This is a genomic window from Halotia branconii CENA392 (genome assembly GCF_029953635.1).
Classification (GTDB): Bacteria; Cyanobacteriota; Cyanobacteriia; order Cyanobacteriales; family Nostocaceae; genus Halotia; species Halotia branconii.
In genome coordinates, this window is the sequence record NZ_CP124543.1 from 1,914,979 (window position 1) to 1,939,438 (window position 24,460).

21 protein-coding genes are annotated in these 24,460 nt (G+C 40.3%); 16 read left to right on the plus strand and 5 right to left on the minus strand.

Features of this window, described 5'->3' with window-relative positions; genetic code table 11:
* Positions 1–8 precede the first annotated feature (8 nt).
* A complete protein-coding gene (locus QI031_RS08445) occupies positions 9–1,355 on the minus strand; it encodes a protein kinase domain-containing protein (protein WP_281484742.1) in 1,347 nt (448 codons plus the stop codon).
* Between the two features lie 150 nt (positions 1,356–1,505).
* A complete protein-coding gene (locus tag QI031_RS08450; RefSeq protein ID WP_281484743.1) occupies positions 1,506–2,360 on the minus strand; it encodes a helix-turn-helix domain-containing protein in 855 nt (284 codons plus the stop codon).
* 184 nt (positions 2,361–2,544) lie between these two features.
* Between QI031_RS08450 and QI031_RS08455 the strand changes: the two genes are divergently transcribed.
* A complete protein-coding gene (locus QI031_RS08455) occupies positions 2,545–3,438 on the plus strand; it encodes an alpha/beta hydrolase (protein ID WP_281484744.1) in 894 nt (297 codons plus the stop codon).
* A gap of 508 nt (positions 3,439–3,946) precedes the next feature.
* Here the strand turns inward: QI031_RS08455 and QI031_RS08460 are convergent.
* Positions 3,947–6,316: a PhoX family protein gene (locus QI031_RS08460; protein ID WP_281484745.1), complete on the minus strand. Its 2,370-nt coding sequence runs from the start codon at positions 6,314–6,316 to the stop codon at positions 3,947–3,949.
* Positions 6,317–6,944: 628 nt separating this feature from the next.
* Between QI031_RS08460 and QI031_RS08465 the strand changes: the two genes are divergently transcribed.
* The 5 genes from QI031_RS08465 (at position 6,945) to ald (ending at position 12,201) form a co-directional block, all read left to right on the plus strand.
* Positions 6,945–7,277: a DUF6825 family protein gene (locus QI031_RS08465; protein ID WP_281484746.1), complete on the plus strand. Its 333-nt coding sequence runs from the start codon at positions 6,945–6,947 to the stop codon at positions 7,275–7,277.
* A 126-nt stretch (positions 7,278–7,403) separates the two neighbouring features.
* Positions 7,404–9,089, plus strand: coding sequence for an ABC1 kinase family protein (locus QI031_RS08470; protein ID WP_281485961.1), 1,686 nt, complete (start codon positions 7,404–7,406; stop codon positions 9,087–9,089).
* 18 nt (positions 9,090–9,107) lie between these two features.
* Positions 9,108–9,839 (plus strand): Stp1/IreP family PP2C-type Ser/Thr phosphatase, encoded by a 732-nt coding sequence (locus QI031_RS08475; protein ID WP_281484747.1) that lies wholly within the window; start codon positions 9,108–9,110, stop codon positions 9,837–9,839.
* Between the two features lie 563 nt (positions 9,840–10,402).
* A complete protein-coding gene (locus QI031_RS08480) occupies positions 10,403–10,597 on the plus strand; it encodes an NblA/ycf18 family protein (RefSeq protein ID WP_281484748.1) in 195 nt (64 codons plus the stop codon).
* A gap of 515 nt (positions 10,598–11,112) precedes the next feature.
* A complete protein-coding gene (gene ald, locus QI031_RS08485; protein ID WP_281484749.1) occupies positions 11,113–12,201 on the plus strand; it encodes an alanine dehydrogenase in 1,089 nt (362 codons plus the stop codon).
* Between the two features lie 115 nt (positions 12,202–12,316).
* Here the strand turns inward: ald and QI031_RS08490 are convergent, their stop codons facing one another.
* On the minus strand, positions 12,317–14,257 hold the full coding sequence (locus tag QI031_RS08490) for an FAD-dependent oxidoreductase (protein ID WP_281484750.1): 1,941 nt from the start codon (positions 14,255–14,257) through the stop codon (positions 12,317–12,319).
* Positions 14,258–14,618: 361 nt separating this feature from the next.
* Between QI031_RS08490 and QI031_RS08495 the strand changes: the two genes are divergently transcribed.
* The 5 genes from QI031_RS08495 (at position 14,619) to QI031_RS08515 (ending at position 18,255) form a co-directional block, all read left to right on the plus strand.
* A complete protein-coding gene (locus QI031_RS08495; protein ID WP_281484751.1) occupies positions 14,619–15,392 on the plus strand; it encodes an ABC transporter permease in 774 nt (257 codons plus the stop codon).
* Between the two features lie 68 nt (positions 15,393–15,460).
* Positions 15,461–16,351 carry an ABC transporter ATP-binding protein gene (locus QI031_RS08500; protein ID WP_281485962.1) on the plus strand — a complete coding sequence of 297 codons (891 nt, stop codon included), beginning with the start codon at positions 15,461–15,463 and terminating at the stop codon, positions 16,349–16,351.
* A gap of 90 nt (positions 16,352–16,441) precedes the next feature.
* The gene (locus QI031_RS08505; RefSeq protein ID WP_425526014.1) at positions 16,442–17,455 is read left to right on the plus strand and encodes a hypothetical protein; all 1,014 of its coding nucleotides are present in this window, start codon (positions 16,442–16,444) and stop codon (positions 17,453–17,455) included.
* A gap of 57 nt (positions 17,456–17,512) precedes the next feature.
* On the plus strand, positions 17,513–17,809 hold the full coding sequence (locus QI031_RS08510) for a ribbon-helix-helix domain-containing protein (RefSeq protein ID WP_281484753.1): 297 nt from the start codon (positions 17,513–17,515) through the stop codon (positions 17,807–17,809).
* Positions 17,809–18,255 (plus strand): type II toxin-antitoxin system VapC family toxin, encoded by a 447-nt coding sequence (locus QI031_RS08515; RefSeq protein WP_281484754.1) that lies wholly within the window; start codon positions 17,809–17,811, stop codon positions 18,253–18,255. The genes QI031_RS08510 and QI031_RS08515 overlap by 1 nt, the downstream gene beginning before the upstream one ends.
* A 36-nt stretch (positions 18,256–18,291) precedes the next feature.
* On the opposite strand, the gene QI031_RS08520 is transcribed toward QI031_RS08515, so the two are convergent.
* On the minus strand, positions 18,292–19,119 hold the full coding sequence (locus QI031_RS08520) for a carbohydrate ABC transporter permease (RefSeq protein ID WP_281484755.1): 828 nt from the start codon (positions 19,117–19,119) through the stop codon (positions 18,292–18,294).
* A 178-nt stretch (positions 19,120–19,297) separates the two neighbouring features.
* Between QI031_RS08520 and QI031_RS08525 the strand changes: the two genes are divergently transcribed.
* The 5 genes from QI031_RS08525 (at position 19,298) to folE (ending at position 24,292) form a co-directional block, all read left to right on the plus strand.
* Positions 19,298–19,993 carry an aldehyde oxygenase (deformylating) gene (locus QI031_RS08525; RefSeq protein ID WP_281484756.1) on the plus strand — a complete coding sequence of 232 codons (696 nt, stop codon included), beginning with the start codon at positions 19,298–19,300 and terminating at the stop codon, positions 19,991–19,993.
* A gap of 179 nt (positions 19,994–20,172) precedes the next feature.
* On the plus strand, positions 20,173–21,192 hold the full coding sequence (locus QI031_RS08530) for a long-chain acyl-[acyl-carrier-protein] reductase (protein ID WP_281484757.1): 1,020 nt from the start codon (positions 20,173–20,175) through the stop codon (positions 21,190–21,192).
* A 233-nt stretch (positions 21,193–21,425) separates the two neighbouring features.
* Positions 21,426–22,406, plus strand: coding sequence for an acetyl-CoA carboxylase carboxyltransferase subunit alpha (locus QI031_RS08535; RefSeq protein WP_281484758.1), 981 nt, complete (start codon positions 21,426–21,428; stop codon positions 22,404–22,406).
* 363 nt (positions 22,407–22,769) lie between these two features.
* Positions 22,770–23,495, plus strand: a complete 726-nt coding sequence (locus QI031_RS08540; RefSeq protein ID WP_281484759.1) for an SDR family oxidoreductase — start codon at positions 22,770–22,772, stop codon at positions 23,493–23,495.
* Between the two features lie 89 nt (positions 23,496–23,584).
* Positions 23,585–24,292 carry a GTP cyclohydrolase I FolE gene (folE, locus tag QI031_RS08545; protein ID WP_281484760.1) on the plus strand — a complete coding sequence of 236 codons (708 nt, stop codon included), beginning with the start codon at positions 23,585–23,587 and terminating at the stop codon, positions 24,290–24,292.
* Positions 24,293–24,460: the final 168 nt, after the last annotated feature.

Below are 24,460 nucleotides of genomic sequence, written 5' to 3' on the forward strand. Positions count from 1 at the left end.
TTGAGATTTTAACCAAGTAAACGCTGCTGAAATTGTTCAATTTTTTGAGGATTATTAATATGGCTAGCCAAAGTTCTTACAAGCTCGGTACGAGAAATATTTGGAGAAGTTTTTATAGCTTTTTGAACAATAAAAGTAGCTATAGGGCCAATAAAATTAGCTAATTCTTGCTCACATTGATGTACAAAAGCATCATTAATTATTGTCATTTCTGTTATCGGTAAATTACTTGTATTTCCCGACTGCTTTATAGGTTCTTCAAATAATAAAGTTGCCTGTTGCTTAAACTTAGTTTGTTGATGTTCTCTCAGGTGAAAAGCCAAATTATTAATTAGTTCTTGGTAATTAGGTGCTGATGCTTTAACTTGCCGTAATAATGTAGGGGCTACAGGCCCAACAAATTCTAAAAGAATTTCTTCGAGACGTTTGTGTTGTGTTGGCGATAGATTACAAGCAGGCGAGTATACAGTTGCATTTTGTGGGGAAAACTGTGTTACAGGTAATTGTAATTGAGTCAATGTCTTGTTATTAACAGTATTGATTTGCCCAAGTTCCTCTAGAACCTCTGTTGCAGACTGATAGCGTTCTCTAAAGTGGTGTAACACCATTTTAGATAATATAGATGCTAATTTAGGACTGACGTTAGCAAAATGCTGCCAGACAATCTCTCCTGTATCCTGGTCTTCCTCAAGCTGCCTGGGATGTAACCCTGTTATTGCTTGGATACTGATAACACCTAAAGAATAAATATCACTATTAGGACGGGGTTTGCCTCGTCCTTGTTCTGTGGACATATATCCTGGTGTACCAATTGCAATGGTAGTTTCTATGTGTCCTGGGGCTGAAAGCAGTTGAGTTTGAACTTGCTTAACTGCACCAAAGTCAATTAGCACTAATTTGCTATCTTTTTGCCGTCTAATAATATTTTCTGGTTTAATATCTCGATGGATAACTTTATGGCTGTGAATAAACTCCAAGATTCCCAAAATTTGTTGCAGAAGTTGAATAACTTGGTCTTCTGCCCAGGGTTGATTTGGTAATAGTTCTGCTGTCAGAGAATGCCCTTCAATAAACTCTTGTACTAAAAAAAACTCTTTGTTGTCCTCGAAGTAGGCTAAAAGCCGAGGAATTTGGTCATGATGCCCCAGTTCTTCTAGAGTTTCTGCTTCACTGGTGAATAGTCGTCTAGAAGTTTGCAGAAATTCCGGGTTATGAGTGACAGGCTTAAGGTGCTTGACAACACACTTAGGGAAACCAGGTCGGTGGGTGTCTTGAGCAATATATGTTTGACCGAATCCTCCTCCACCTAAAACTTGAAGGACTCGGTAGCGTCCGTCTAGTAACTTTCCTAACATTGTATTACTTCCTAAGTCCTCACCTTAATCTTGACATAACCACCAGTGTTGGTAGTACCAATCTAAGAGGAAAATAGGATACACCACTTTATATCCTGGCTTGTGTGATTTAAGTCCTCTGGCTATTTACTATTAACAGTTGATTTTTGCTTAATTATTCACTTTTGGAGTAAATGTAACTTCTTTAATAGCACCAGTATCCCCGAAAGGCTTGGCTGGTTGATTATTAACAGAAATTAATACAGCACCCGCATTACCTGAGCGTACTATTAACTTTTCTTTTGCCGTCCAAGTTCTGCGTTCTCCCTTTGTTAATTCGCCGACAAATTCAGTCTTGCCATCTGCTTGCACTTTTAACCATGATTTACCTTGAAGTTCTAAAGTGACTGCGACATTCTGATTTGTTGTGCTTGCAGAAGGCGCTACAGCCAATGAAGATTCAGGTGATGGCGCTGTTGTTTGTTCAGTAGTGGGTATTGAATTTTGTTGCTGAGACTGGGATTCCAGGGCGGGTAACGAAGATTCAGATGATGGTGTTGTTTTTTGTGTAGAATTAGCTATTAAATTTTGTTGCTTGGTTACAAAATCGACTATAAGTCTAGGATTGAGTATATAGACAAGTCCAATGGCGGCAGTTATGAGTAATAAAGCGTAAGGTATAAAAAGCGGTATACGTATCTTTGATCTTTTGTCTAAATTTTGACTATTATTAGGATTGGTTTTGGTATCGGTATATGTAGGTGAAACATTAATTGTAAAACTGTTTGCTAAAGCAGTACCATCCAGTCCTAAAGCGTCTGCATAACGACGAATAAATCCTTGGACATAGATAGGTTCAGGTAATTCTTCAAAGTGACCTGTTTCTAAGGCTTGCAAGCAATTTTTTTGAATATGGGTTTTTGCTGCTACTTCTTCTATACGGATAGATTTTTCTTGTCTAACTTGTACTAAATATTGACTTATTTCCTTCAATTGCTCGGTTTGAGCCTCATTTAAGAGATTCACGGTCTTCTCCCGGTAGTTTGTATTTTTACTATGTAGCAGTGAAATTGTTTAAGTAAAGTAGATATTTTTACTATTAGGCTAAATTGTTTGAATAGTCTAATTTTAATTTGAAAACAGCACCCTTGCTTGGCTAATTAACAATTACTGTCCTTAACAATACTTATAAGAGTATAAAATTTTGTGCATGATTATCAACAAACTGCAATCTGTAATACAATCGTGGTTTCACTTACTACTCTTGATCAGTATAGTTGCAGCGATCGCTTATTTAGTCATTTGTCTATTTCTTTGGGTACAGCAACCGAGATTTATCTTTTTTCCCTCTAGTGTGATTGAAAAAACACCAGAGTTTTTCCATATCTCCTATGAGGAAGTTTGGTTGCCTGTATCAACGCATTTCGGTAAGGTGGAGCGTATGCACGGTTGGTGGCTTAAGTCCAACCAACCCGATGCTAAGGTATTGTTATATCTGCACGGTAACGGAATTAATATTGGCGCTAACTTAGCTCATGCCAATCGGTTTTATCAATTAGGATTTTCGGTTTTGCTGTTTGATTACCGGGGATACGGACGCAGTGAAAGTGCTTTTCCTAACGAAATGCGCGTTTATCAGGATGCAGTTACAGCTTGGAACTATCTAGTACAACAGCAGCAGATTCCACCAAGCCAAATCGTAATTTATGGACATTCTCTAGGAGGTGCAATAGGCATTGACTTGGCACTCAAACACCCAGAAGCAGCCGGATTGATTGTGGAAAGTTCTTTTACTTCTATCCGTGATTTAATCTCTTATCGGAATTTATTTCAGATATTCCCCGTTGATTTAATTTTAAACCAGCGGTTTGAGTCAATTAAAAAAGCACCACAATTGAAAATACCAGTTTTATTTATTCACGGTACTGTCGATTCTACTGTCCCATCTTTCATGAGCCAAAAACTATATGCCGTTACTCCCGAACCAAAGACATTGATTTTAGTTTCTGGTGCAGAACATAACAATACAGCTGTAGTTGCTGAGATGGAATATCTGCAATGGATTGAGTCTTTTGTCAGGCAAATATATGATTGTGTGCAATAAAATACCACACAATGAGTTGATTTTTGACTCTATAACTTTCTTTTGTCACTCTAGGCAGAGGAAAAAGAGAAAAAGTCTGATCAAAGGAATAAAAATAGAGTCTGTAGTATGACCTTGTTTCAGATCTCCAGTCTCATCAATTATTAGAATTAGCGTTCCCTGAAAGGGTTGCCGCAGGCATCGCTCATTTAATACTCTTAGTATTAGTTCTAATCTTCGCTTTTTTGATGCAGATAAGTCAACCTCTACTTGGTGGGGAAGCTTCAAGCAAGTTGTTCAAACGAAGCATTAAAAACGCGCATCTTATACCATTTCACGAAATTATTGATACAAATTACTTTTCTTACTCCCCCTGCCTCCCCTGCTTCCCCAAATGTATCAACTTTAAAGTAAAACGGTATTAGCCGTAGGCGAATGCGCGTAGTTCATTACAAAATACCCTAGAATTTTGGTTCAGACAAAATTCTAGGGTATTCCACTTTGGATATTGTTAGAGATATAAACGGTACTAAATGAAACTACCAGTCGAGTTTTTAGGACTAACGGCAATTACAGATGGACGGGGAACTCCTTGGGATTGATTTTTACCACCATCTTGAGTTGAAATGTTGCTTGGCCAACTACTACCACGAGGTACGGTACGAGTCTGCTCAAATAGTGTGCCATTTAAATTTAGCATTTCAATTTTGCGACTCAGTATTGTGCCATCGTTAATAGGACAATCTTCACCGGGATGCTGTACTGAAAGAATCAATGTATCTCCGATAAAAGTTGGGCCTGTCATCTCGCAACGTACTGGGCCTTGGGCAAAAGGTACTACTTTTCCAGCATGAGCGCCACTAGTAGGAATATAAAACAGCCAGTTATTACCAAAAACCCCTGTGAGATTGGAAACATTACCAACAGCTGAGTGATCTATGGTATTTGGCGTAGCGGCTGCACCAGTGCTAAAACCGTTGTGGGTGTCGGTGGACATATCTGTCACACCCCAGACATTTCCTTTATTGTCAAATACCAAGTTATCTACATTGGCGAAACCATCACCATCAATAGATCCTTTTTCTCCACCTTGGGCAAATCTTTCCCAATGGAAGGTCAGACCTGTGCCATCAGTACTATCTTCAATTATTTTGTAAAGTCCTCCTGATTGCTGTGTAGCATTGACATCAGTATTCAATTTAGCGACTTGAAAAATGCGTGAATCTGGATACCCGTCGCTTCCTGGCGCACCATCAGTATAAGAAATGAAGACTTCTTTGGTGGTTGGATGCACTTCTAAATCTTCTGGGCGGGCTGTGGGAGTTCCCCCAATCAAATTGGCTGCTAAGAAAGCATCAGCAAGTACAGCGCCTTGGGAAGAGTAAAAATCGGATAGCTTTTTATTTTGATAATCAGGTAGTGCTGTTATTTCATTGGTGCGATCGCATTTAAATATACCACCATCTTCAGTTTGTTCGGCAATACCGTTACGCTTTGGCAAGGGTAAAAGACCATCTCCTTGTGCTTCCCCCAAAGCCGCAAATTCTACTGAAGAAATCACCGAAGGCGGAATTGGGTTAGTGGGAGTAACTAAAAGTAACGGTATCCATTCACCTGTTCCCTGCTTCACACCTGCCTGATTATTTGGTGGATTATAACGGGCAACATATAAAGTACCATTTTCCCATAAATTGCTGTTACTTTTACTGGTTGGCTGGAAAACAACACCAGAACTAACAAATTTCCAAGTGTGACCGCCGCGTTTGTCATCACCCATGTAAGCAATTAATGGTTTCCCTGCTGCAACACGCAAAGCGACATTTTCGTGGCGGAAGCGACCCAAGCAAGTATGTTTGCGCGGGCGGAAATTCGGATTTGCGAGGTCAACTTCTACAATCCAGCCGTATTTTTCTCCGACTAAACCGAAGGTTTTGCCCGCACTGTCTTCTATATAATCTATCTGAGTACCATTAGGCTTGACCGCTTCTTGAACACTACCTTGGTAATTTTCTTCAGCAGATAAGATAGTTCCCCAAGGAGTTGTACCGCCAGAACAGTTATAAGCAGTACCAATAATTTTGTTACCCAGTCCATCAGCACTGAGGTTAAATACTTGAGTAGCAGCCGGACCAGTACCAATTAAATAATTTTGGTCGCCTTTTTGGTGACTGCGATCGCCCCAAGAGGTAACATTTTTGTATTCATCATTGCGTTGGCTATTAATTGCTAAACCAGAAAGTCCATGAAGACGGCGATTTTTCGCATCACCGCTAACCACCATAAAACGTTTTTTGGGGTTACGGCGAGAGACGCGGACAATTGACCCACCTTGGTTGTATAAAAATTCTCCTTCCGCTTCTATATTTCTAGTTGAGGGTAAAGCCCAGCCAATTACCGATGCAAAAGTAGTAGGAAATCCTTGTAAATCAGAGTCATCGCTGATTAATAAATCAGAAAAAGGATAACTAACATATTCATGATTCACCCACAAATAGCCGATATCGTCGGTTCTACCAAGGGGAACAAAACCAGTGTAATCGCAGTTGTAACCAAAATAGTCATCTTTATTGGGAAACACGCGATCGCCCCAACTAATAATGACATAACGTTCGTATTCTGGTGGTACTACAACATCATCAATAACGTTGTAACTACTTAATTTTGCATCTGTAGATGCTTTCAGGATTTTTCCTTGTCCAATTCCTGTGGGTAAAAAGCTTTTTTGCTGTTGATAAGTTGATAAAGGATGAGGTAGACGGACTGGGCTAAAGCTTAATTTTTGCGTAGTTTGGGCATCAGCAATACTAGTAGTATTATTGAAAATTTTGTCTCCCAATACAGCAGCACCAGCGCTACCAGCAAAAAATATTAAAACTTGTCTGCGACTCAAATTAGACATCAAGTTTCCTCTATATTTCACAGAAATAATTTAGTAGAGCTAAACTCTACATTTCTAGCAAAAAGACTCAGTTTTATGGGAAGTTTCCGGCATTTTAAATTGTAGATAACCTTTTAATTACTACAGATTTAAGTGGATTTACATTGCTGCTATTTACGAATATGAAGACCTAATTACTAAATCTAGATAACAAAAATTAAAATTAGGTTATATATTGATTAACTGAAAATTATTAACATCTAAATCTATAACAATATTTGTTTGCTAGAGTTATGGATTTTCTTCTCGATGTCTGTTGCTGTACTCAGGTGCAAATATTTGGTTATTAGAATGCTATTAATGCCAAATATTTGGTTCTTCAGTTATCTGCTTTTGCGCCAACAACTAGAACAGCTTGACTATTTAAAGGCAATGATATTCATCTAAGCGCGTCATTGTTAAGTCGAAGCGAAAATAGTGAGACAGGCGATCGCATTGATGTTGCTGATTCTCAATGAATCAACCAACAACTTGAGATATTAAAACCGTTGAGTAAATCTTATCCAGCTGAATATCTAGCTTTGCAGTAGAAGCCGTAAAGCATACAGGCAAGTTATAATTCTCTTGCGGACGAGCGTAACAAAAATTTATGAGTAACCCCCTTTTACAAGCCTTTTTTGTAGGCAGAGCAGCAGCAGAAGTAATAAATGAGCGTTTAGAGGTCGCATTGACCGACGCTTTAAGTGAGTTGGGCAAATTTGATGCAGAAGCTAGAGAACAACTGCGCCAATTTACAGAAGAAGTCACAGAGCGAGCAAATCGCGCAGCAGAAGCTACTAATACCCGTACTGGTCAAACTGCTTCAGGTGTTGGACAACCTAGTTCTGAACCAGTTGATTTACAAGCAACAATTGATGAACTGAGAGCAGAAATTGCCCTATTACGAAACGAATTGCAACGTTATCGCAGTAGTTCTGTATAAATTTCGTTATTAGTCAGTAGTCAGTAGCAACTAACAACTGACAACTGACATCTTAAAAACAGTTTAGGAATTGAAGTGTCTTTTCTTCCAAATGATTCGGTGACAAATCAACGGTACGCAAAGGATATGGAAACAGGTTATTCAGACAAGGCCTACCGTTGGAATCGTGAAAACTACTCTAGCAGACGGCGCTTTGTGGACATTTGGTCTTTTGTTTTGACCTTAATGTTCAAAATCTGGCGCTACAATAAATCGTGGAGTTATCCTGGTGGTGTCACTGAAGTAAAGCAAGCTGCAAGACGTAAAGCTCAAGCGGTGTGGATTCGTACTACCCTGCTGGACTTAGGGCCGACTTTTATTAAAGTTGGGCAGTTGTTTTCTACTCGTGCTGATATATTCCCCAGTGAGTATGTCGAGGAGTTGGCAAAGCTACAAGATAAAGTGCCTGCATTTAGCTATGAGCAAGTAGAGGCCAGTATTGAGCAAGAACTAAGCAAGACAATTCCCCAATTGTTCCAAAATTTTGAACCGATTCCTTTGGCTGCTGCTAGTTTGGGACAAGTCCATAAAGCTGTGCTGCATACTGGAGAAGCAGTTGTAGTCAAAGTCCAACGTCCTGGACTTAAGAAGTTATTTGAAATAGATTTACAAATTCTTAAAGGAATTACTCGCTATTTTCAAAACCATCCTAAATGGGGTCGAGGCAGAGATTGGATAGGTATTTACGAAGAGTGTTGTCGCATTCTTTGGGAAGAAATTGATTATCTCAATGAAGGTCGTAATGCTGATACTTTTCGGCGGAACTTTCGCGGTTACGAGTGGGTAAAAGTCCCTAGAATTTACTGGCGTTACACCTCTCCTAAAGTTTTAACTTTGGAATATCTTCCTGGAATTAAAATTAGCCAATACGAAGCTTTAGAAGCAGCAGGTATAGATCGTAAGGTGATTGCCCGTCAAGGCGCTCAAGCTTATTTACTTCAGTTACTCAATAATGGCTTTTTCCATGCTGATCCTCATCCAGGCAATATTGCTGTCAATCCTGATGGTGCTTTAATTTTCTACGATTTCGGGATGATGGGACAAATTAAGTCCAACATTCGTGAAGGATTAATGGAAACACTATTTGGCATTGCTCAAAAAGATGGCGATCGCGTTGTTCAATCTTTGATCAATTTAGGAGCGATCGCACCTACAGATGATATGGGACCAGTGCGACGTTCTGTCCAGTATATGCTGGATCATTTTATGGATAAGCCTTTTGAAAATCAATCAGTGGCAGCCATCAGTGACGACCTTTATGAAATAGCTTATAATCAACCGTTTAGATTTCCTGCAACCTTCACTTTTGTAATGCGAGCCTTTTCTACTTTAGAAGGGGTAGGCAAAGGTTTAGATCCAGAATTTAACTTTATGGAAGTTGCCCAACCTTATGCAATGCAACTTATGACTAATATGAATGGTTCTGAGAGTAATAGTTTCCTGAATGAATTAAGTCGTCAAGCAGTTCAGGTTAGTACAACTGCCTTGGGACTGCCACGTAGATTAGAGGATACACTAGAGAAATTAGAACGCGGAGATATGCGTGTTCGTGTCCGTTCTATAGAAACAGAGCGCTTGCTGCGACGACAAAGTAGTATCCAGTTAGGAATGAGTTACGCTGTGATCATCAGTGGATTCACTCTTTCTGCGACAATTTTATTAGTTAATCATTATGTATGGTTGGCGTGGTTAGCTGGTTTAATTGCAGTAGCCGTCTCGGTGATACTGATCCGATTGCTCCTACGCCTTGACCGTTATGACCGTATGTATTAATTGTTGCAGTAAAAATTTATGAAATTTATTTTCACGGGTTTCAGCGATCCCGGACTTATTCGTTCTAGTAACCAGGATTCTTACTATATCGACCCTAAGGGGCGATTTTTCGTTGTTGCTGATGGCATGGGTGGTCATGCGGGAGGTGAGGAAGCAAGTCGCATTGCTGTTCACGAAATTCAAGTGTATTTGGGAGAAAATTGGGATTCTTCTGAGTCTACAGAAAAATTGCTAGAAAATGCTTTGTGGCGAGCAAATGAAGGTATTTTGCAAGATCAGCAAAATCATCCGGAACGTGCTGACATGGGTACTACAGTTGTAGCGGTAATTTTTCGCTCACCTGATTCGCCTTGGTGCGCTCATGTTGGTGATTCTAGACTCTACCGCCTGAGAGAAGCACAACTAGAGCAGGTAACAGAAGATCATACTTGGGTAGCTAGAGCGATTAAAGTTGGTGATGTTACCCCGGATGAAGCACGAAATCATCCCTTCCGTCATGTGTTGTCCCGTTGTTTAGGACGTGAAGATTTACATCAAGTTGATGTGCAGCAATTAGATGTACAGGTAGGCGATCGCCTGTTATTATGCAGTGATGGTTTGACTGAAGAACTTGTAGATCAAAAGATTTCTGATTACCTGCATAATAATCAATTATTAGATAAAGCCGCCCTCTCTTTAATTGAGGCTGCCAAAGAACAAGGTGGACACGATAATATTACAGTCGTGATCGTCGCAGTCGAAAATAGTTAATAAGCAACAGTCAATAGTTATTACTTTTGACTATTGACTTGAGATTTTTGATTTTTATAGTAAATATACTCACTAATTTGTTCAGAGTGAGCATTTTTCCCCTTCACAACTTGATACAAATACTTTTAGCCCACAAATTTAACTGTTAGCGGCTGTGTTGACATAATTTAGTGAATTGACATCTTGCACCTAATGATATATAGCGAATATAATTCACGCTTAATACCTTCAATTTCCCCACTCTTCATATAAGCCTCTCCTTTTTAGAGAAGTTTAAACGAGGAAGGGGCAAATCAGGGTATTTCAACCTATCCGGATATATCTTACAAATAGTAATTTTTTCCGGAACTTGCTTTAGCAGACTTGGGTTGTATATCAGTAGGTTTAGGTGCAAGCTATCAAAGGCAGAAAATTTATCCTTAAGGGTGTGGGCAATTTGTCACACAATTGTTATCTTTCTTAATACAGAGGTATGTCCATAGGACAAATCCCAGTCCAAACATTATCCCATTGGACTTCTGTAACCAACATCAACTTTACGCGTTGTTTTTTTCGGAGTTATTATGAACCAATCAAAATTGTCTTTGGAACAACAATTCAGCATTCACTCATTTGCCACTCAAGTACAGCACATGAGCCACGAACAAGCTCAAGATTTCTTAGTCAAACTCTATGAGCAAATGGTTGTACGCGAGGCAACCTATCAAGAACTACTCAAGCATCAGTGGGGCATAGATTCAGGTTCCGCTATGGCATAGAGTGTTTTGTGTCGCAGTGGGCGACCTCCTTCTCTTGCTCGGTTCCAGGGAGGAAAGGGGCTGGGGATGCTGGGGCGTCAACTTGAAATCAGCAAACAAGCAGTCATGATACTGGCTAAATCCACAATTAAAATGCTTTTTGGTTACATCTAACCTTGGCAATTTTTTATAAGCTTGTAGCTTTGGGGTTGAAATTAGCAATCAGTATTTAGTCAAACTTTACTTGAGGCAAATGGTTGAATATCGCCAGCAGTACGTTTATGACACAGGCGCTTATCTGCTGTAAGACTTACAGAGTGAGCTATGCGTAAATTCAAGTAAATTTATCTAGCACTGTTGCCAATTATATTTTTTATAAATCAAGCTTACAACTAGATATATATTTATCGTTATAAAAGTTTACATAACTCCAATATACCTATTTAACTCCTGGATATTTTTTTTAGCCAGAATACGCAAGTGTCAGTCTGATACTGGCAAGTTAAAGTTGAACAAAAAATCATCAGAGGCAGTACATGGAAATCGGCGTTCCTAAGGAGACTAAAGATCAAGAATTTCGGGTGGGGTTGAGTCCTTCTAGTGTGCGGGTACTACGGGAAAATGGTCATAGTATTTTTGTCGAGACACAAGCAGGTAGTGGTGCTGGATTTACAGATGATGACTATAAAGTAGCTGGGGCGGAGATTGTCCCTACACCAGAAGCAGCTTGGAATCAAAAGTTAATTGTCAAAGTTAAAGAACCCCTAAAAACAGAGTACAATTTTTTACAAAAAGAGCAGGTATTATTTACTTATTTACATTTAGCAGCCGATCGCAAATTAACCGAACATTTAATTGATTCTGGCATTTGTGCGATCGCTTACGAAACTGTAGAACAATCTGGTGCTAATAAACTACCCTTGCTTACCCCAATGAGCGTTATTGCTGGCCGGTTAGCAGTACAATTTGGGGCTAGATTCTTAGAACGCCAACAAGGTGGCAGAGGTGTACTTTTGGGCGGTGTTCCTGGAGTCAAAGCAGGTAAAGTAGTAATTTTAGGTGGCGGTGTTGTTGGCACAGAAGCAGCCAAAATCGCTGTAGGCATGGGCGCTACCGTACAAATTTTAGATGTAAATGTTGATCGCTTATCTTATCTAGAAACTTTATTTGGTTCTAGAGTTGAATTACTTTACAGTAACTCTGCCTATATAGAAGCCGCTGTCAAAGAAGCAGACCTACTCATTGGTGCAGTTTTAGTCCTAGGACGTAGAGCGCCAATCCTAGTATCCCGCGAATTGGTCAAACTTATGCATCCCGGTTCTGTAATTGTTGATGTTGCGGTTGATCAAGGCGGTTGTGTAGAAACTTTACATGCTACATCCCACACTAACCCAGTATATGTTGAAGAAGGTGTGGTGCATTATGGCGTTCCTAATATGCCAGGGGCAGTACCTTGGACATCAACTCAAGCACTTAACAACAGCACATTACCTTACGTTGTACAGTTGGCGAATTTGGGCATTAAGGCATTGGAAGTTAACCCAGCATTAGCCAAAGGTGTGAATGTACAAAATCATCGCTTAGTACATCCTGCTGTCAAAGAAGTGTTCCCTGATTTAGTTTGAACTTATTTACTGGCAATTCAGATTACCTCTGTGTTCTCTGCGCCTCTGTGGTTAAATTAATTTAAAACCGAGAGAGAAAAAAGAGATTTTATCAATCACCTTGAAAGGGCTAATTCTAAATTTGTAATAATCCCTCTGGATTTACCGATAAAAGCGATCGCCTCTGCAAACCCTCTCGGTGTAAAATTTCGTTGGCTGCTAGTAAACCACTACTAACAGCCCGTTCCATTAATCCACAAGGAAAAGGCATTTTTACCCAATCTCCGGCAAACATTAAATTAGAAATGCAGGTACTAGTTTCTGGACGTTCTGCATAACTATTTGGTGGATATCCTGAAAAGTTCTTTTGATTGACTAATTCTCGGTGCAGTAAATTTGCTTGCTTTAATTCAGGCACAATTTCATATAGTTCATTAGCAAAAGTTGTGAGTAAAGCTTCTTGATGAGGAAATTCTTTTTCTTTATAGCAATAGGCATGTAACTCAACAACACTACCGCCAGTGCGTTGCGCCCAATCAACGAATTGTGATTGAATGCGGTGATAAAGGGTGATGCTATCAGTTAACTGGTAGCCTGACAAAGAAGTAAAGTTGCTTTGTTCCCAGACAAAATCGCGATCAAACCAAAAACGACACACAGCAAAAGGATCGGCAATACTCAAATCTTCTACCTGCGATCGCACTTTTTGATCAATATCACCATTAACTCGGTTAAATAGCTGTTGTACTCCCGGTACATCGGTAGCAAAGACATAATAATCTGCTTGAATTGTCTCTAGTAAGGTTGATTCTTGATTCGCTGCTACCAGTTGCACCTGATCATCTTGCTTTTGTGATACTTGATATTGAGGTAAATTTCTTTGAGCCGGCCCTTTTAACACTTTACCATCAGCAGCAAAAACTGCTCCATGACAAGGGCAATGGAACTTACCATCTGCTGCCATCTTCACGGTACAACCTTGATGAGTGCAAGTTAGAGAAATCGCTTCTTTACTACCAGATGCGATCGCAAACATCTCATCAGCCGCACCGAAATAGTTAATTTTTTCGCTATCAATAATCGAGTTCTGCTTTACCCAAAAGGGAACATGATTTTTATTACTGCCAATATAATATTTCAGTCTATCAATCTTACCTTCTACAGCAGATATTTCACTGACATTTGCACCCGTGATAATTTTGCCGCCATTATTTTGAATAGCTTTAACCATAGGTTGCACTAAACTTGTTCCCATATCGTCTTTAGTGCCATTAAAAGCTAGTCCTTCGGGGTTGCCAAAAAAATAAAAGTGAAAGAACTGCATCAGTTCTCCTACACTCATGGCATCTGGTGCATTCAAGCTTGATTTAGCAAAAGGAAGAAAATATAAATCATATAATCCTTGGGGAAATTCCGTTTCTACCCAATCAGCAACCGATATCTGATCAAACCGCCGAAAATTTTTTTCTCTTTGAAAACCAGTAATTGCTTGGAAGACTTGTAAATGTTTTAATTTAGTCAGATTAATTCCCCATTTGAAGCGGTTGGGAGAAGCGATCGCCAAATCAATAATATTCCAAGGAAATGCCGAACTACTAGGATAAAATATCTCTGGTTGATATTGAGAATTACGATAAACAACAGAATAAAAATTTAAGGATTTAAAGTTATTATTAATTCCTAATTCTGTAACTATACTTTTCAAGTTATAATACTGGGGAAAAAATCCATGAAAACCATGTTCCATCATGAATGTTTCACCAGCCGCTTCTATTTGCCAACTGGCAATTTTGCCACCTAGTTGCGGAGACTTTTCTAAAAGTGTGACTGCAAACCCCCGCTGACTCAATTCATAAGCACAAGCTAAACCAGCTAAACCTCCCCCAACGACCACAACAGTTTTTTCTTGATTCAGTAGATGTGGTAAATTAAGAGTATCTTTTTGGAAGATTGTAGGTTTTGGCTTACTAAACCGAGAATATCCTGTAACTCCAGCGATCGCACCAATACCAAACACTTTCAGCAGTGTACGACGGGAAATAGTGGATAATTCCGGCAAGTTAAATAGTTTGCTCATGGTTAAAAAAATTACTGTTCACTATCAAGAACTAGCCTGAAAATATTCCTGTCAGCTAGTAGGTTTTTTGGAGTATTTTCCCGTATTTATCTACATCTGCAACGGATTTATTACAGATTTTGGATAATTTGTCAATGGTTAACTATAGCTTTTGAAAATACAATACTATCAACTTGTATAATAAACATTTTGATCTAAGCCCAATGTTAATCAGGAAAATTTGAATTAATAGATTAGCAGATTAATTGATAGTTTAATATATTATTTAATAATTGACTACTGAACATTCGGTAAATTTAGGGATGTTAGGCGATCGCAACTCTCAATCAAAATGTTATTGTTATTTGATTAATTACTCAAGATGAAATATTGGCGTGAAACTATAGCTGTAACTCAGCGGATACTAATTGAACTGTTGCGCCGCAGACGCAGCTTAATTTTTTGGAGTATTTTCCCCATATCAATATTAATCCTTAGTGGATTTATTTTGGCAGAAAGAGCAAAACTATCAACAGCTGTGGCTTTTGAATATGCTGCACCCTCAAGTTTAGTAGGCGCGGCATTGTTTTTTAGCTGTTTAGGCGGTAGTGTAGCAACTGTAGTTGCAGAAAGAGAACAACAAACTCTAAAACGTCTTTTTGTCTCTCCTTTGAGTGGTATATCTTATTTTTTAGGAATTTTTATGGCTCATAGTTGCATTGGTATTGGTCAGACAATCTTGATTTATACTGTTGCTGCTTTTTGGGGTGCTACATTCCAGGGTTCTATTTTATTAGGAGTTACAATTATCTTAACAAGTATTGTGGCTTACGTTGGTTTGGGTTTTATTTTAGGTACACAATTGGCTCGCCGCATCGAAGATGTTAATGCGCTGATAGCCGCTTTTGGAGTTCCTTTACTAATTCTCGGTGGAGCATTTTTACCAAGTTCTTTGTTTCCACAAACATTAATTAATATTGCCCGATATAATCCGATTTATCACATGAATGAAGCTCTAGTTGGAGTTTCAGCCAAGGGAGATAAAATTAATGATATCACATTTCATTTTTGGTTTTTATTAATATTTGCTTTAGCAATGGTGATCTGTGGCTGGTTATCTTATCAGCGAATGTTGATAATTGAAAGGAGATTATAGCAAGTTAGATCCCCGAATAAAAGAAGTCGGGAATCTAAACACCGAATAATAATACTAAATTGGGAATGATGCTAAAAATTAATAAGTTAAATAAATCTTACAAAAATAGAAAAGTTTTACAAGATTTGACTTTACACATTGATTCAGGAGAAATATATGGTTTATTAGGAGCAAATGGAGCCGGAAAGACGACAACAATTAACATTATTTGCAATTTACTTCAGGCTGATAGTGGTGATGTTAAGATCAACAATCAACCAGCTTCCGCAGCTACCAAAAAACTAATTGGCATTGCACCTCAAGAGAATTTGCTTTATAAAACACTATCTTGTGAGGAAAATCTCAAATTTTTTGCTGATATTTATGGTTTAGATCGAGAAACACGCCAAAAACAAGTACAAAAAACTCTAGCGGCTGTTAACTTGTTAGAAAGAGCAAAAAGCACAGTAGAAACCCTCAGTGGAGGAATGCGGCGGCGGTTAAATATTGCAGTGGCTTTAGTACATCAGCCAAAATTAGTAATTTTAGATGAACCAACTACAGGATTAGATATTGAAGCGCGATACGAAATTTGGGAGTTAATTCGGCAACTTAAAAATCAAGGAATAACAATTTTACTGACAACTCACTTATTAGATGAGGCAGAGCGTTTATGTCAAAGAATTGGCATCCTTAAAAATGGGCAAATTTTGGCTGAGGGTAGTTTAGCAGAGTTACGCAATTTAATTCCAGCCCAAGAAATTGTAGTAGTACAAACTATACAAGAACAACAAGCGATCGCCAAAGCTAAAGAACATGGTTTCACACATAGATATTATGGTAACGATCTCGCTTTTTGGCTGCCAGAGCCTCTGGAATTAAAAGAAATTATTTCGCGGTTTGAAGGCATCGCAATTGATTCTATTGCTCGTCAACCTGTACGGTTAGAGCATATTTACATGGAAGTAACAAAAAATTGAGTCCTTCCCTCCACTGAAACATCCAGATTGTGGCATAATAAGCCGATCGCAAACTCTAGTCAGCTATCCATCGTGCAAGATACCGACTCTATGAACGACATTGCTGCTGCTTTACAACAGCCAGCAGACCTTTCCTTTGAACTGCCCGATCCAGAAGATGAACAGATTCTGGAGTCAGATTTTCAACAACAGTTAGATGTAGCTTGGCAAGTATGCGATCGCTTTGATCTGCAAACCGAAATTTGGCGGGGGCGTATTTTGCGGGCAATCCGCGACAGAGAAAAAATGGGTGGTGATGGCAGAGGTACAGGCTTTCTCAAATGGCTCAAAGAACGAGAAATTAGCAAAAGTCAAGCTTATGCCTGGATTCAACTAGCGAATAGTGCTGATACCCTCCTAGAAGAAGGCAAACTTGACCCCAGTGCAGTCAATAACTTTAGCAAACGGGCATTTATCGAAACTTCTAAAGCAGTCCCAGAAGTACAACAAATGGTGAGTGAATCAGCCCAAAAAGGCGATCGCATTACTAGACGCGAAGTGCGTCAACTCACCGATGAATGGACTGCTATGTCCTCAGATTTGCTACCTGAACCAATTAAAATTAAAGCCGCCGATAACACTCTCCCCCCGCGCTACATTGCCCCTTTAGTCAAGGAAATGGAGAAACTGCCAGAATCACATCAAAAATTTATTCAACAAGAAATTTCAGCTAACCCGGATGTTGATACCCTCAAACAAGTAACCACAGAAGCGCGTCAACTCGCAAAATATCTCAAATCTGCGGCTCAAGTTCAAGCCTTAACTCAAGAAAATGTAGATATTGAAACAGCTTTAGAAGAAGCGCAAAGAATCGGCTGTTTGAGTATAGCCGCTGATTTAGTCAATCAAGCATCGCAAATCGAACAAACGATCGCCAAACTATACATGACTTGGAAACGCATCAGCAATTTAGCAGATCGATTATATGTCGATACTGGTGCAAGTACACCCAATTTGCGATCGCTCCTCACTTGCATCGAACCCTTGGGAGGTGAAGTTATGGAAATGCAACTAAGTGGCGCGACTGAACATACCGTCCGCTTGCAAATTCAAGAAAGCAATTAAACCAGTGAACAGTAATTGATAACTGTTTATAGTTGAAGTATGAATGTGAAAAACAACATGAACAATCACAAAATTGAGCTTACAGGAATCCCCGAACCTTTGCTAAAGCTGATTGATGAACGAGTTCGCCAGAAAGGAGGCGACAGAGCCGCCTATATCCGTGATTTGATTGAAAGAGATATCGCCCTAGAGAAACAAAAACAGCCAAAAGCTTCAATGTCAAAAGTAAAACTTCCTTTTGATCTTGAAGTTTGGGAAGCCGATATGAAAGCACTTGCTGAACGAGCGAAAGAAATACCTATTTTACCGCCAGAAGCTTTTACTCGAAAAAGCATTTATGGAAATCATAACTAATGCCTTACATGGCAGATACAAATATTCTGTTACGGTTTATTTCTCCTTCTGATCCGAATCATATTTTCGTTCGTGATGCTATTTACTCTTTACTGCTAAAGGGAGAGGAGGTTTGTTACACATCACAAAACCTAGGAGAATTTTGGAATGTATGCACCCGCCCCATAACAGCACGCAGTGGCTTTGGTTTATCAATTGAGGAGACAAACCGAAGGGCGCAAGTAATAGAGCGTTACTTCACTTTCTTGCCTGATAGCGAAGCAATTCATCTTGAATGGCGGCGTTTAGTCGTGGACTATAGGGTATCTGGAGTTAAAGTACATGACACACGTATTGTAGCTTCCATGTATGTTCATGGTGTTACTCACATTCTTACATTTAATACTGATGACTTTACCCGTTATTCCGAAATTACCGCTATTCACCTTACAGTGATAAACCCGTGAGTTTTTCTCTATTTCGCTCTTCGCTTACTTTCTGTGCTAATTCTTAATTCCACTCGCAGCAATACCTTGAATAAACTGACGCTGACCAATCAGAAATAGCACCATTACTGGCACAGTTGCAATTGTCACTGCTGCCATCATCAAAGGCCAATTATTGGTAAATTGCTCCTGAAACTCAGCCAAAGCCAATTGCACTGTTCTTAATTCTGGACGTGTTGTAAACACTAAAGGCTTAAATAAATCATTCCATTCCGCGATGAAGGTGAACAAAAACAGTGTTACTAAAGCTGGACGCGCTAAAGGTAACATCACCCGCCATAAAATTTGCAGTCGATTTGCCCCATCTATGGTTGCAGCTTCTTCCAACTCTACAGGAATTGTCTGGAAATATTGACGTAATAAGAAAATACCAAAGCCATTCACAGCAGTTGGTAAAATTAGCGCCCAGTAAGTATTGATCAAGTGTCCCCACTTCAAAACCAGAAAAGTAGGTATTACCAATAATTGAAAGGGAATCACTAAAGTTGCTAATACAATTAGTAGCAGTGCTTGTCTACCGCGAAACTTCAGTCTTGCAAGAGCATAACCTGCCAATGCCGAAGTGACCATTTGAAAAGCCGTCACCGCGATCGCGACTAAGGTAGAATTAGCAAACGCCAGCAGAAATTTACCTCGATGCCAAGCATCGCGATAATTAGCTAAAGACCAATTATTTTTGGGCAAAAGTTCTATATTGGCTCCTGGAGGGGCAAAAGAGGTAAGAAAGACCACCAAAAGCGGTAATAAAACAATCAATGCCCCCAGTAGTAGTATTATTAAACTCAAAAAATTGGCTGATTTGAGATTCCAGTTTAATTTGGACATGAGTTGATTTTTAACGCATTTGTTCTTTTGGTACTAGAGCATCGCCCCCAGCAACAGCTAATCTATAACATAGGAACTTGTTAAGTTAAATTAAATCACAGTAATTGTTACCCTAAATTCATAAGGGTAAATAAAGTTCTGGTATCAAATGACTCAGCTTTACAGGAGTAAAGATTCTATGCAGCAACTTGCAGCCGAATTTGAAATTGATTTTAACAGTGAAACATACAAAGATGCTTACAGCCGGATCAATGCGATCGTTATTGAAGGGGAACAAGAAGCCCATGAGAATTACATCAAACTAGCCCAACTGCTGCCCGAAAGTCAAGATGAGTTGATTCGCTTATCCAAAATGGAAAGTCGTCACAAGAAAGGATTTGAAGCTTGTGGACGCAATCTCCAAGTAACACCAGATCTGCAATTTGCCAAGAAATTTTTCTTGGGACTGCATGAAAACTTCCAAACAGCGGCAGCAGCAGGTAAAGTTGTCACTTGTTTACTCATTCAATCTTTGATTATTGAATGTTTCGCGATCGCAGCATACAACATCTATATCCCCGTTGCCGATGACTTCGCTCGTAAAATTACGGAGGGAGTTGTCAAAGATGAATATAGTCACCTAAATTTTGGAGAAGTTTGGTTAAAAGAGAATTTTACCGAAGCTAAAGCAGAACTAGAAGAGGCAAATCGCCAAAACCTACCCATTGTCTGGAAAATGCTCAACGAAGTAGCAGACGATGCCCAAGTCTTGGCAATGGAAAAAGAAGCTTTGGTAGAAGACTTCATGATTCAATACGGTGAAGCTTTAAGTAATATTGGCTTCACTACTAGAGACATCATGCGCTTGTCAGCCTACGGACTCACAGGTGCGTAGAAAAGTATAAACGGTATTGAAGGATGAAGGATGAAAAATTTCATACTTCACCCTTTGTACTTGAGACTTCATCTTTCAGATAAATCTGACACTTTGTGTAGTATTTTTAAGAGTTAAGTATTATCTCTTACCCACTTATCCCACGCTTTTAACAAAGCACACGCCTAATATATCACTACATGTTTGGTCTAATTGGACATCTGACTAGTTTAGAACACGCTCAATCAGTAGCTCAAGAATTGGGATACCCAGAATATGCCGATCAAGGGCTAGATTTTTGGTGCAGCGCCCCGCCGCAAATTGTTGATAATATCACTGTCACTAGTGTTACCGGCCAGACAATAGAAGGACGGTATGTAGAATCTTGCTTTTTACCTGAAATGCTGGCCAATCGCCGCATCAAGGCAGCAACCCGCAAAATTCTCAATGCGATGGCTCATGCTCAAAAGCATGGCATTAATATCACTGCTCTAGGTGGATTTTCCTCAATCATTTTTGAAAATTTTAAATTAGAGCAGTTTAACCAAGTTCGCAACATCAAACTAGAGTTTGAACGCTTCACCACGGGTAACACCCATACTGCCTACATTATTTGTCGACAGGTAGAACAAGCATCAAAACAAATAGGAATTGATTTAAAGAGTGCGACAGTGGCTGTGTGTGGAGCAACTGGGGATATTGGTAGCGCAGTCACACGTTGGCTGGATGCCAAAACAGATGTCAAAGAACTCCTGCTGATAGCCCGTAACCATGAACGTCTTAGCGAGTTACAAGCGGAACTAGGGCGGGGTAAAATCATGGCTTTGGATGAAGCTTTACCCCAAGCTGATATTGTTGTGTGGGTTGCCAGTATGCCCAAAGGTATGGAAATCGACCCCCATGTCTTGCAAAAACCTTGTCTGCTAATTGATGGCGGCTATCCTAAAAATTTAGCTACAAAAATTCAGCATCCCGGCGTATATGTGCTAAATGGTGGAATTGTCGAACATTCTTTAGATATTGACTGGAAAATTATGAAAATAGTCAATATGGACGTGCCAGCGCGCCAGTTGTTTGCTTGTTTTGCCGAATCAATGCTGCTGGAATTTGAGAAGTTATATACGAACTTTTCTTGGGGGCGCAATCAGATTACCGTAGACAAAATGGAGCAAATTGGTCAAGCATCAGTCAAGCACGGATTTAGACCATTGCTGGTTTAGTAACTGGGGATTGGGTGAGCAGAGGCAGGGGAGCAGGGGAAGACAAGAGGAAAAGGAGCAGGGAGCAGGGAGCAAGAAAGAAGGATTATGGTACAAATTCAAGGTATTCTCTTTAATCTCCTGTGCACCCCGCACCCTGCCCCTCTGCCTCTTTCCCATGCCCAATGCCCCATGCCCACCAGTCCTCAATATTTAATATCCTATTCCCAGTACCTAATCCCCAAACCCTAACTATGGCAACTACCGAGCGCAAACCGCTACTGTTGGATTTTGAAAAACCGCTAGCAGAACTCGCAACCCGGATCGATCAAATTCGGCAACTTGCAGAAGAAAATGGTGTTGATGTCTCTGGTCAAATTCGGCAACTAGAAGCACGCGCCATGCAACTGCGTGAGGAAATTTTTAGTAGTTTATCGCCATTTCAGCGATTGCAAGTGGCTCGTCATCCTCGCCGCCCTAGTACTCTCGATTACATTCAGGCAATTAGTGATGAATGGATGGAGTTACATGGCGATCGCAATGGTTCTGATGATCCGGCTTTAGTTGGTGGTGTAGGTCGCGTAGGCGGTCAACCAGTAGTCATGTTAGGCCAACAAAAAGGCCGCGACACCAAAGATAATATTGCCCGTAACTTCGGCATGGCTGCCCCAGGAGGTTATCGAAAAGCCCTGCGGTTGATGGAACACGCCAACAAGTTTGGCATGCCGATTTTAACTTTTATTGATACTCCCGGTGCTTTGCCGACGGTGACAGCAGAGCATCAAGGTCAAGGAGAAGCGATCGCCTATAATTTACGCGAAATGTTTTGCCTAGATGTACCCATCATCTGCACAGTTATTGGTGAAGCTAGTTCTGGCGGAGCGCTGGGTATTGGTATCGGCGATCGCCTGTTAATGTTTGAACACGCCGTTTATACCGTTATTAGCCCTGAAGGCTGTGCTGCTATCTTGTGGAAAGATGCTGCAAAAGCTCCCCAAGCAGCAGTAGCCCTAAAAATTATTTCCGCCGATCTCAAAAACCTAGGCATCATTGACCAAATATTGCCTGAACCCATTGGTGGGGCTCACTCTGATCCACTGAAAGCCGCGACAATTCTCAAGCAAGCCCTGTTAGATAATTTAGATGAACTTAACCGATTTACATCTCAAGAACGCCGTCAACTACGCTATGATAAATTCCGCAAAATAGGCGTTTTTACAGAAGTTGCTCACTAACAGCGATAGAAGATAATTGATTAGCTCAACAGCAGTGCTATAATTGCCTATGTGCTTAAAGATTGTTAACAATCTTCTCAGCCATAGGCATTTGCATTGAGAAGAGTCAGCTCAACTTGATGAGTTGTCTATGTAGTATTTTAGTAATTAACTTTGAGTAAATGAATTAAGCTACCAGGTGACATACGTCGTGTTCATCGGTAAAACTTTTGACGGGAAAAACACCTAATTTGACGACGAATTATAACAATCATCAACAAACAATTATCGGAATTTAAGGTTAGTTTAATCTATCCTATCCGAAGGATGTTGATAATTGGCTTGCAATGAGCTTTCAAAACAGCCAAAAAATTGGGAGAGAGCATGAGTGTTGATCGCAAACGACGCGCCCTGATTACCGGGGCTAGTAGTGGAATTGGAAAAGCAACGGCTTTGGCATTTGCTAAAGCCGGAATTGATGTCGCTTTAGTTAGTCGGTCTTTAGATAAGTTGGAGGCAGTGGCAGAAGCTGCAAGGCACGCTGGGGCAGAAGCAAAAGCCTACGCTGTAGATTTAGCTAATGTATCTCAAGTAGAAAAAAAGATACAGGCGATCGCTCTGGATTTTGGTGACATAGACATTTTGGTAAATAGTGCTGGCATTGCATATACAGGCGCTTTAAGCGAAACTTCTCTAGAAGATTGGCAGCAAGTAATTAACTTAAATCTTACCAGTATATTTCAGTGCATTATGGGTATTCTGCCCATTATGCGCGATCACGGCACAGGCACAATTATTAACATTGCCTCCATTGCTGCCAAACAACCTTTTCCCGGTTGGGGAGCATACAGCGTTAGTAAAGCTGGTTTAATAGCTTTATCTCAAACCTTGGCACAAGAAGAACGCACCCACGGCATTCGCGTCACGGCTATTAGTCCGGGTGCTGTAAATACCGAACTTTGGGATACAGAAACGGTTAATGTTAATCTCGACCGTTCTAAAATGTTAACTCCAGAAATTGTTGCGGAATCAATTCTCCATACTGCCCTATTACCACCACAGGCAGTAATCGATGAATTGACTTTAATGCCCAGTGCTGGCGCTCTTTAAATTAGTTTTTTGTCAGTTTTCAGTTGCTAGCTGTTTATCTGTTTGACTGACCACTGACTATTGACCAAACCTTAACCAAAACTTACATCATGACTATTGCTAGTTCCAACGGTTCCAATCGCTTTCAATCTCCTCTGATTTCCGACTTAGCAGAAGCCATCAACTCTAGACCAGACCGTAATACACATGATGGACGGGAGCCAGATTTGCAAACACCTTCCCAAGAGCAGATGGAGGAAATGATGGCAGCCGTCAGGACATTACTAGTAGGCGTTGGAGAAGACCCCGAACGTGAAGGACTACTGAAAACACCAAAGCGTGTAGCAGAAGCAATGCAGTTTCTTACCAGTGGCTACAACCAATCTTTAGATGAACTAGTAAATGGTGCCATCTTTGATGAAGGACATAACGAGATGGTATTAGTTCGGGATATTAACTTCTTTAGTCTCTGCGAACACCACATGCTACCTTTCATGGGTAGAGCGCACGTAGCCTACATCCCTAACCAGAAAGTTGTGGGACTGAGTAAACTGGCGCGGATTGTCGAGATGTATTCTCGCCGCTTGCAAGTCCAGGAAAGGCTAACCCGCCAAATAGCCGAAGCAATCCAAACCATTTTAGAACCGCAGGGTGTCGCCGTTGTCATGGAAGCTTCCCATATGTGCATGGTAATGCGGGGTGTTCAGAAACCCGGTTCTTGGACAGTTACCAGTGCAATGGTTGGTGTATTCCAAGAGGAACACAAAACCCGTGAAGAGTTTTTTAACTTGATTCGTCACCAGCCAGCGCTATTTTAGGGAATAGGGCATTGGGCACGGGGCATAGGGCATGGTGTGGGAGGTGTGGGAGGATGGGGAAGAAATCTTTCCCCCCTCTCTTCCCACACTCCCTGCTCCCCCTGCCTCCTCTGCTTCCCCTGCTTCCCCTGCTTCTCCTGCTTCCCCTGCTTCTCCTGCTTCCCCTGC

Bases quoted from the DNA above. Each gene is read 5' to 3' on its own strand.
- QI031_RS08445 (WP_281484742.1), bottom strand. From the start codon at position 1,355: ATGTTAGGAAAGTTACTAGACGGACGCTACCGAGTCCTTCAAGTTTTA.
- QI031_RS08455 (WP_281484744.1), top strand. From the start codon at position 2,545: ATGATTATCAACAAACTGCAATCTGTAATACAATCGTGGTTTCACTTA.
- QI031_RS08460 (WP_281484745.1), bottom strand. From the start codon at position 6,316: ATGTCTAATTTGAGTCGCAGACAAGTTTTAATATTTTTTGCTGGTAGC.
- QI031_RS08465 (WP_281484746.1), top strand. From the start codon at position 6,945: ATGAGTAACCCCCTTTTACAAGCCTTTTTTGTAGGCAGAGCAGCAGCA.
- QI031_RS08470 (WP_281485961.1), top strand. From the start codon at position 7,404: ATGGAAACAGGTTATTCAGACAAGGCCTACCGTTGGAATCGTGAAAAC.
- QI031_RS08475 (WP_281484747.1), top strand. From the start codon at position 9,108: ATGAAATTTATTTTCACGGGTTTCAGCGATCCCGGACTTATTCGTTCT.
- QI031_RS08480 (WP_281484748.1), top strand. From the start codon at position 10,403: ATGAACCAATCAAAATTGTCTTTGGAACAACAATTCAGCATTCACTCA.
- ald (WP_281484749.1), top strand. From the start codon at position 11,113: ATGGAAATCGGCGTTCCTAAGGAGACTAAAGATCAAGAATTTCGGGTG.
- QI031_RS08490 (WP_281484750.1), bottom strand. From the start codon at position 14,257: ATGAGCAAACTATTTAACTTGCCGGAATTATCCACTATTTCCCGTCGT.
- QI031_RS08495 (WP_281484751.1), top strand. From the start codon at position 14,619: ATGAAATATTGGCGTGAAACTATAGCTGTAACTCAGCGGATACTAATT.
- QI031_RS08500 (WP_281485962.1), top strand. From the start codon at position 15,461: ATGCTAAAAATTAATAAGTTAAATAAATCTTACAAAAATAGAAAAGTT.
- QI031_RS08505 (WP_425526014.1), top strand. From the start codon at position 16,442: ATGAACGACATTGCTGCTGCTTTACAACAGCCAGCAGACCTTTCCTTT.
- QI031_RS08510 (WP_281484753.1), top strand. From the start codon at position 17,513: ATGAACAATCACAAAATTGAGCTTACAGGAATCCCCGAACCTTTGCTA.
- QI031_RS08515 (WP_281484754.1), top strand. From the start codon at position 17,809: ATGCCTTACATGGCAGATACAAATATTCTGTTACGGTTTATTTCTCCT.
- QI031_RS08520 (WP_281484755.1), bottom strand. From the start codon at position 19,119: ATGTCCAAATTAAACTGGAATCTCAAATCAGCCAATTTTTTGAGTTTA.
- QI031_RS08525 (WP_281484756.1), top strand. From the start codon at position 19,298: ATGCAGCAACTTGCAGCCGAATTTGAAATTGATTTTAACAGTGAAACA.
- QI031_RS08530 (WP_281484757.1), top strand. From the start codon at position 20,173: ATGTTTGGTCTAATTGGACATCTGACTAGTTTAGAACACGCTCAATCA.
- QI031_RS08535 (WP_281484758.1), top strand. From the start codon at position 21,426: ATGGCAACTACCGAGCGCAAACCGCTACTGTTGGATTTTGAAAAACCG.
- QI031_RS08540 (WP_281484759.1), top strand. From the start codon at position 22,770: ATGAGTGTTGATCGCAAACGACGCGCCCTGATTACCGGGGCTAGTAGT.
- folE (WP_281484760.1), top strand. From the start codon at position 23,585: ATGACTATTGCTAGTTCCAACGGTTCCAATCGCTTTCAATCTCCTCTG.